Genomic DNA, 6396 nt, shown 5'->3' with positions numbered 1-6396 from the left:
CTCCGGCAGCACCTGCAGGTTGGTGCCGTCGCGCCCCATCACCAGGACCTGGCTGCCGGGCTGGAGCGCTTGACGGGGTTCGAGGTTCTCCGCTGCCCAGCTCTGGCCGTGCCAGAGAACCCGTCCCTGGTCACTGCCGGCCTCGAAGCCGCTGATGACCTCCGCGTACTGGGAGCCCTCGCTCTGGCGAATGGCCCGTTCCCGCTTGCGCGCTGACCAGCGCTGCAGCACGAGCAGGAGTGCCACCGAGCCCCCCGCAAAGAGCAGCAGCTGCAGTCCCAGGTTTAGGGGCAGCCAGGCGCTGAGTAGGGAGACCAGCAGGGCCGCCAGGGCCGCGGCGAGCAGGCCATCGAACTCCACCCCGAGCCACTCCAGGGCCAGGAGGACCAGGGCCAGCAGAAACCAGAGCAGCGCGGTCACGGGGTTGCGATCAGGCAGCTGCTGCCTAGCTTGAAGCCAACGGATCAATTGGGCCAATGGAAGCGCTGTTTGGCTTGCCGGCCCTGGTGGTGATGGCCTTCCTGGGGCTGAACAGCATCAAGGTCACCAGCGGCGGCCAGTCCCGCCTGGTGGAGCGACTGGGCAAGTACGACCGGCAGCTGCAGCCGGGGCTCTCCCTGGTGCTTCCGGTGGTGGAACGGGTGGTCAGCCATGAGTCGCTGAAGGAGCGGGTGCTGGATATCCCGCCGCAGCAGTGCATCACCCGCGACAACGTCGCCATCGAGGTGGATGCGGTGGTCTATTGGCAACTGCTGGAGCACGAGCGGGCCTACTACTCGGTCGACAACCTGCAGGCGGCGATGGTGAATCTGGTGCTGACCCAGATCCGCGCCGAGATGGGCAAGCTCGATCTCGATCAGACCTTCACCACCCGCCAGGAGGTGAATGAGGCACTGCTGCGGGAGTTGGATTCCGCCACCGACCCCTGGGGCGTGAAGGTCACCCGGGTGGAGCTCCGGGACATTCAGCCCTCCCGCGGGGTGCAGCAGGCGATGGAGCAGCAGATGACGGCCGAGCGGGAGAAGCGCGCCGCGATCCTGCGCTCAGAAGGCGAGAAGGAGTCCCAGCTCAACGCAGCCCGGGGCCGGGCCGAAGCCCTGGTGCTCGATGCCAGGGCCAAGCAGGAAGCCCTGCTGCTGGAGGCGGAGGCCCAGGCCAAGCAGCAGGGACTCTTGGCCCAGGCCCGCGCCGATGCCGCCACCCGCCTAGCCAAGGCGATGCAGGCCGATCCCGAGGCGGCGGAGGCGATGCGCCTGCTGCTCGCGGGCGACTGGATGACCATGGGCGAATCGATGGCCCAGGCCCCTGGCGGCAGCGTGCTGATGGTCGACCCGCAAAGCCCGGCGGCCCTGCTCGGTGCCCTCAAGGGGCTGCAGAAGACCGAGGCCTAACGGCTCACTGCTGTTGCTGCTGCTCTTGCCAGCGGGCGTAGAGATCGGGCCGGCGCTCTTCGGTTCGCTGCTGTTGTTGATCGGCGCGCCAGCGGGCGATGGCGCCGTGGTCACCGCTGCGCAGCACGTCCGGGACGGTCATGCCGCGGAAGTCGGCCGGGCGGGTGTAGTGGGGGTGCTCCAGCAGCAGGGCGCTGTGGCTTTCCTCCTCCAGGCAGGCCTCGGTGCCGACGGTGCCCGGCAGCAGACGCACGACGCCATTGATGATCGTCATCGCCGGCAGTTCACCCCCGGTCAGCACGAAGTCGCCGATCGAGACCTCCTCATCGGCCAGGGAGCGAATGCGTTCGTCGAATCCTTCGTAGTGGCCGCAGAGGAAGACCAGCTGGTCGTAGTCCGCAGCCCAACGGCGCAGATCCTGCTGGCGTAGGGGTTGCCCCTGGGGCGACATCAACAGGGTGCGCCGGCGCGGCTGGGTTGGGATCGATTCGTAGGCGGCAAAGACCGGCTCGGGTTTGAGCACCATGCCGGCACCGCCGCCATAGGGCTCGTCGTCCACCTTGCGGTAGCGGTCGGTGGCGAAATCCCGGGGGTTGTGAACGTGGAGCTCAGCGCGGCCGGCGGCGAAGGCGCGGCCGATGACCCCAAGACCCTGCAGCGGCGCGAAGGCCTCCGGGGTCAGGCTGACCACATCGAGACGCATCGCTCAGGCGGCGGGCCGGCTCACCCGGCGAATCTCAGAGCTGAAGCTGGCGCGGCCGGGGGTGCCATCGGCCGGTTGCTCGATGGTGGAGCGCAGCCGCAGGTTGGGCTTGTTGAACCAGATCCGCTCGCGGATCTCGTTGCCATCGCGCTCGATCACCAGCTCCAGGCTGCTGTCGGGCCAGAGGGTCCAGCGGCCCTGCTGATCTCCGGCGTGGAACTGCCCATCGGCCTGAAACTGCAGCTGCTTGGGCGCCTGCTCCTTGGGCCCGACGCTCAGCCCGCCGGGGTTGCCCTCGAGGTAGCGGACCACCAGTTCACCGCGCTCGCTGCTGTGCCACTCGTCGCCCTCACCGGCGTCGCTGTCATCGCCCAGCACGAAACGGGACCGAAGGCTCATCCACTCGCCGTCGCAGAAGCGCAGGAAGGCTTCGATCGAGTCGGGGGGGAAGGAGGCGTTGTCGCTCATGGCGGCGATTCTCTCAGCTGTCGCCGCGGTAGCCCAATTCCGCCAGCCGTGAGGAGTTGCGGCGCCAGTTGGGAACGACCTTGACGAAGAGCTCCAGGTAGACCGGACCGGCGATCAGTTTCTGCATCTGCTGCCGGGCGCCCGTGCCGATTTGGCGCAGCATGCTGCCGCCTTTGCCGATCAGGATGCCCTTCTGGCTGTTGCGCTCGACCAACACGGTGGCCAGCACGGCGGTGCGTTCCTTGTCATCCACGACCCGCTCGATCTGAACGGCGACGGAGTGGGGGATCTCCTCGCGGGTGTGCTGCAGAACCTGCTCACGGATCAACTCCGCCAGCAGCAGCTGCTCGGGCTGGTCGCTGACCGCATCCGGTGGATACAGGTGGGGGCCTTCAGGAAGCTCCGCGGCGAGGGCACTGACCAGGGCCTCGGTCCCCTCGCCGTTGAGGGCGCTGACGGGGTGCAGGGGCCAACCGGGCACCAGCTCGCGGTAGCTGGCCTCCAGCTCGGCGGCCTGGGCCGGGTCCACCAGGTCGGATTTATTCAGCGCCACCTGGACCGGCACCTTGATGCGCTCCAGCAGTTCCACGATGAAGCCGTCGCCTCGGCCGGCGGCCTGGCTGCCATCCACCAGCAGCAGGACCTGATCGACTTCGCCGATGGCACCGCGGGCGGTCTGCACCAGCCGCTCCCCCAGGAGGTGGTGTGGCTTGTGGATCCCAGGGGTGTCCACCAGGACCAGCTGGGCTGTGGGGGTGGTGAGGATTGCCCGCAGCCGGTTGCGTGTGGTCTGGGCGACGGGGGAGGTGATCGCCACCTTCTCCCCCACCAGCTGATTCATCAGGGTGGACTTGCCCACGTTGGGCCGTCCCACCAGGGCGACAAAGCCCGAGCGAAATCCTTCGGGGCTCTGCCCCAGGCTGAAGCCCCCCGCCATGGCCTCGGCCGGCAGATCGCTCAGATCTGGCAAAGGCGGCAGCTGGTCGTGTGACTCCATAGCCTCACCTTGGCAGTTCAACCTCCCCCATGACCGAAGCCGCCCCGCTGGAGCCCACGTTTCAACAGGCGATGGAGATCACAGCCCAGTGGCTGGGGCTCTGGGAAAACGGTGAACTCAGCGATGAGGTGATTGGCGATCGGGTCTCTGAGCTGGTGGCCAGCCGGGATGGCGCCCGGGGGTTCTTTGTGGTCTCCCTGGCGGGGGATTGCCCGCTGATGGACCGTCTGCCGGACCCGGTGGTCTTGGCCCTGCGCCAGGCCGGCGATGGCGTGGTGGATCTCAGCGCCCGCAACCTGGCGATGAGCACGGCCATGGCGCTGCATCACGGGCGCAATGCCGATGAGGCGCAGCAGGCGGGATCGGAGCGGGTGCAGGCGCGCTGCACCGAACTGCTGCGGTTGCTGGAGCCTGAGGCCGTGAAGGCCCGCCTGGAAGTCCTGCTGGAGGCGACCGAGGGCCGCGGTGAGGACGTGGCCTTCCTCAAACGCTGGGGGTATGACGCGGCTCAGACCGCGGCGATTGCTGAGGCGGTGCTGGCCGTGGCGGAGGGCTGAGGCGCCCCCTCGGCGCATCAAAAAAGCGCCCCGTTTGGGGCGCTTGGGTGAACCAGGGAACTGGATCAGTCGCGGCGACCGCCACCGTTGAGGGCGATCACCAGACGCAGGATGAAGATGAAGAGGTTGATGTAGGTCAGGTACATGCTCAGCGCACCGGCCAGGTACTGGTCGTCGCTGTAGGTGCGGGGCATCGTGTAGAAGTCCACGAAGGCGGCGCCCACGAAGATCACGGTGCCGAAACCGGCGATCAGCAGCTCCATGCCGCCCATGCCGAAGCCGGGCACAAAGATGCCGCCAACGATCTGGACGACCATGGCGATCACCAGGCCGAGGATGCCCAGGCCGACGACGCCGCTGAGGGCCTGACCGACGCTGTCGCTCATGCGGCGGCCCATGACCGAGGCGGCCACGAAGGTGACGCCGGTGGCGAGAGCCGCGGTGCCGATGGCTCCGATGCCGGCGGTGCCGATGGCCAGGGCGACGATGCCGCTCAGGGTGAAGCCGGTGATCAGGCTGTAGGCCGCCATCAGCGGCAGCGCGGTGCTGTTGTTCGCCTTCAGGGCCACGTTCTGGGCCACGAAGAAGAGGATGAAGTTGCCAATCAGGGCCACCCAGAACAGGGGCATGAAGCTGGCGGGGTTGCTGGCCAACAGAGCCAGGCCGCCCATCACGCCACCGGCGGTGAGCACCATGCCGCCGCCCACGTAGGGCAGCGCCTTATTGACCACGTTGGGCCCCACGAGGGCGCTCGATTGCGCCTCGCGGATGGCCTCCTGGAAATTGCTGCTGGCCGGCATGGCACAGAGGATGACTGGCTTCATCCTGCCAGCGATCTCCAGCTTGTGTGCCCTTTGGGGGTGTGGATCCCCCGACTAACGCCGGGCCTTGGCCGCATCCCGGGCGGCGTAGGCGGTGACCAGGCGCTGCACCAGCGGATGGCGGACCACATCGGCGGCGCTGAGCCGGCAGACGGCAATGCCCTCGACCCCCTCCAGGACTTGAGCGGCTTCGATCAGGCCGCTCAACTGCCCCTGGGGCAGGTCGATCTGGGTGGGGTCTCCGGTGACGACCATCTTTGAGCCCTCCCCCAGGCGGGTCAGCACCATGCGCATCTGGGCGGGGGTGGTGTTCTGCGCCTCATCGAGGATCACGAAGGCCTCCGCCAGGGTGCGGCCCCGCATGTAGGCCAGCGGCGCCACCTCAATGACGTTCTTCTCGATCAGCGCCGCGGTGCGCTCCTGTCCCAGCAGGCTGTGCAGGGCGTCATAGAGGGGCCGCAGATAGGGGTCCACCTTCTGCTGCAGATCCCCAGGCAGAAAGCCCAGGCGCTCGCCGGCCTCCACGGCCGGGCGGGTCAAGATCAGCCGCTCCACCTTGCGCTCCTGCAGGGCTCGGACCGCCTGAACGGCCGCCAGGAAGGTCTTGCCGGTGCCGGCTGGACCGAGGGCGAAGGTGAGGTCGTGGCGTTCGATCGCCTCGACGTAGGTCTTTTGTTTGAGGGTCCGGGGACGCAGCAGCTTCCCGCTCTGGCTGCGGGCCAGCACCTGTTTCCCCAGCTGCTGGTGCTCCTCTCCGCGGCCCGTATCCAGGGCGGAGAGGGCGGTTTGCACATCCACCTGGGTGATGCCTTGGCCTTCCTGCCAAAGGGGCCGCAGCAGTTCCACCAGGCCGGCGGCCCGCTCCAGCTGGGTCGGCCTGCCGCGCAGTTGCAGCGAAAGACCCCGCAGCACCAACGAAGCACCAGTCAGGGCTTCGAGGCGATGCAGGGTCGATTCAGCTTCACCGGCCAGGGCCATGGCGGCGTCCTGGTCGGGAAGGTCGATGGTGAAGGCCGTGAGGCTTTCAGCCCCGGGCATGGGGGAGGGCCTCAGGCTTCAGTTGCTTCTTCAGCGGGAGCCTCTTCGGCGGCAGCGGCGGCTTCTGCAGCAGCAGCGGCCTCAGCAGCCTTGGCTTCGGCAGCTTCCTTAGCGGCCTGCTTGGCAGCAGCCTCGCGGATGGCGGCTTGCTTCTTCTGGCCGACGACCACGGAGGGACGCACTTTCTTCTCGATCAGACCGCCGCGCTCGAGCAGGGTCTGCACGACCTCGGTGGGCTGGGCGCCTTGGGCGAGACGGGCGCGGATGGCCTCGGTGTCGAGACGGGTCTCCTTGGTGCGGGGGTTGTAGAAGCCCAGCTCCTCAAGGGGACGACCGTCGCGGCGTGAGGTGCTGTTGCAGGCCACCAGGCGGAAGCTCGCTTCCCGCTTCTTACCGAACCGCTTCAGGCGGAGCTTGATCA

9 protein-coding genes are annotated in these 6396 nt (G+C 67.9%); 2 read left to right on the top strand and 7 right to left on the bottom strand.

The window, feature by feature from the left end:
- Window positions 1-420, bottom strand: a 420-nt coding sequence (locus tag QZ189_RS10260) for an NfeD family protein (RefSeq protein WP_296421700.1), incomplete at its 3' end; no start/stop codon positions are given.
- 56 nt (window positions 421-476) lie between these two features.
- Here QZ189_RS10260 and QZ189_RS10255 point away from each other — a divergent pair.
- Entirely contained in the window at window positions 477-1391 is a 915-nt protein-coding gene (locus QZ189_RS10255; RefSeq protein ID WP_296421699.1) for a stomatin-like protein, read from the top strand.
- 4 nt (window positions 1392-1395) lie between these two features.
- Here the strand turns inward: QZ189_RS10255 and trmD are convergent, their stop codons facing one another.
- The 3 genes from trmD to era are packed head-to-tail and all read right to left on the bottom strand — an operon-like array spanning window position 1396 to window position 3499.
- Entirely contained in the window at window positions 1396-2094 is a 699-nt protein-coding gene (gene trmD, locus QZ189_RS10250) for a tRNA (guanosine(37)-N1)-methyltransferase TrmD (RefSeq protein ID WP_296421698.1), read from the bottom strand.
- A 3-nt stretch (window positions 2095-2097) separates the two neighbouring features.
- Window positions 2098-2562, bottom strand: a complete 465-nt coding sequence (locus QZ189_RS10245; RefSeq protein WP_247477265.1) for a phycobiliprotein lyase — start codon at window positions 2560-2562, stop codon at window positions 2098-2100.
- Between the two features lie 13 nt (window positions 2563-2575).
- Window positions 2576-3499, bottom strand: a complete 924-nt coding sequence (gene era, locus QZ189_RS10240) for a GTPase Era (protein ID WP_050778441.1) — start codon at window positions 3497-3499, stop codon at window positions 2576-2578.
- Window positions 3500-3588: 89 nt separating this feature from the next.
- Here era and QZ189_RS10235 point away from each other — a divergent pair, with 89 nt between their 5' ends.
- Window positions 3589-4116: a hypothetical protein gene (locus QZ189_RS10235; RefSeq protein WP_010315603.1), complete on the top strand. Its 528-nt coding sequence runs from the start codon at window positions 3589-3591 to the stop codon at window positions 4114-4116.
- A 65-nt stretch (window positions 4117-4181) separates the two neighbouring features.
- On the opposite strand, the gene QZ189_RS10230 is transcribed toward QZ189_RS10235, so the two are convergent.
- From QZ189_RS10230 to rpsP, 3 genes are all read right to left on the bottom strand, one after another.
- Window positions 4182-4916 (bottom strand): Bax inhibitor-1 family protein, encoded by a 735-nt coding sequence (locus QZ189_RS10230; RefSeq protein ID WP_247477266.1) that lies wholly within the window; start codon window positions 4914-4916, stop codon window positions 4182-4184.
- 75 nt (window positions 4917-4991) lie between these two features.
- Window positions 4992-5975: a PhoH family protein gene (locus QZ189_RS10225; RefSeq protein ID WP_010315606.1), complete on the bottom strand. Its 984-nt coding sequence runs from the start codon at window positions 5973-5975 to the stop codon at window positions 4992-4994.
- 11 nt (window positions 5976-5986) lie between these two features.
- Window positions 5987-6394, bottom strand: coding sequence for a 30S ribosomal protein S16 (gene rpsP / locus QZ189_RS10220; RefSeq protein WP_296421697.1), 408 nt, complete (start codon window positions 6392-6394; stop codon window positions 5987-5989).
- Window positions 6395-6396: the final 2 nt, after the last annotated feature.

This window comes from Vulcanococcus sp. CPBay_Sum15L08_68 (assembly GCF_017855895.1).
Classification (GTDB): Bacteria; Cyanobacteriota; Cyanobacteriia; order PCC-6307; family Cyanobiaceae; genus Vulcanococcus.
This window is presented reverse-complemented; position numbering and strand designations above follow the sequence as displayed.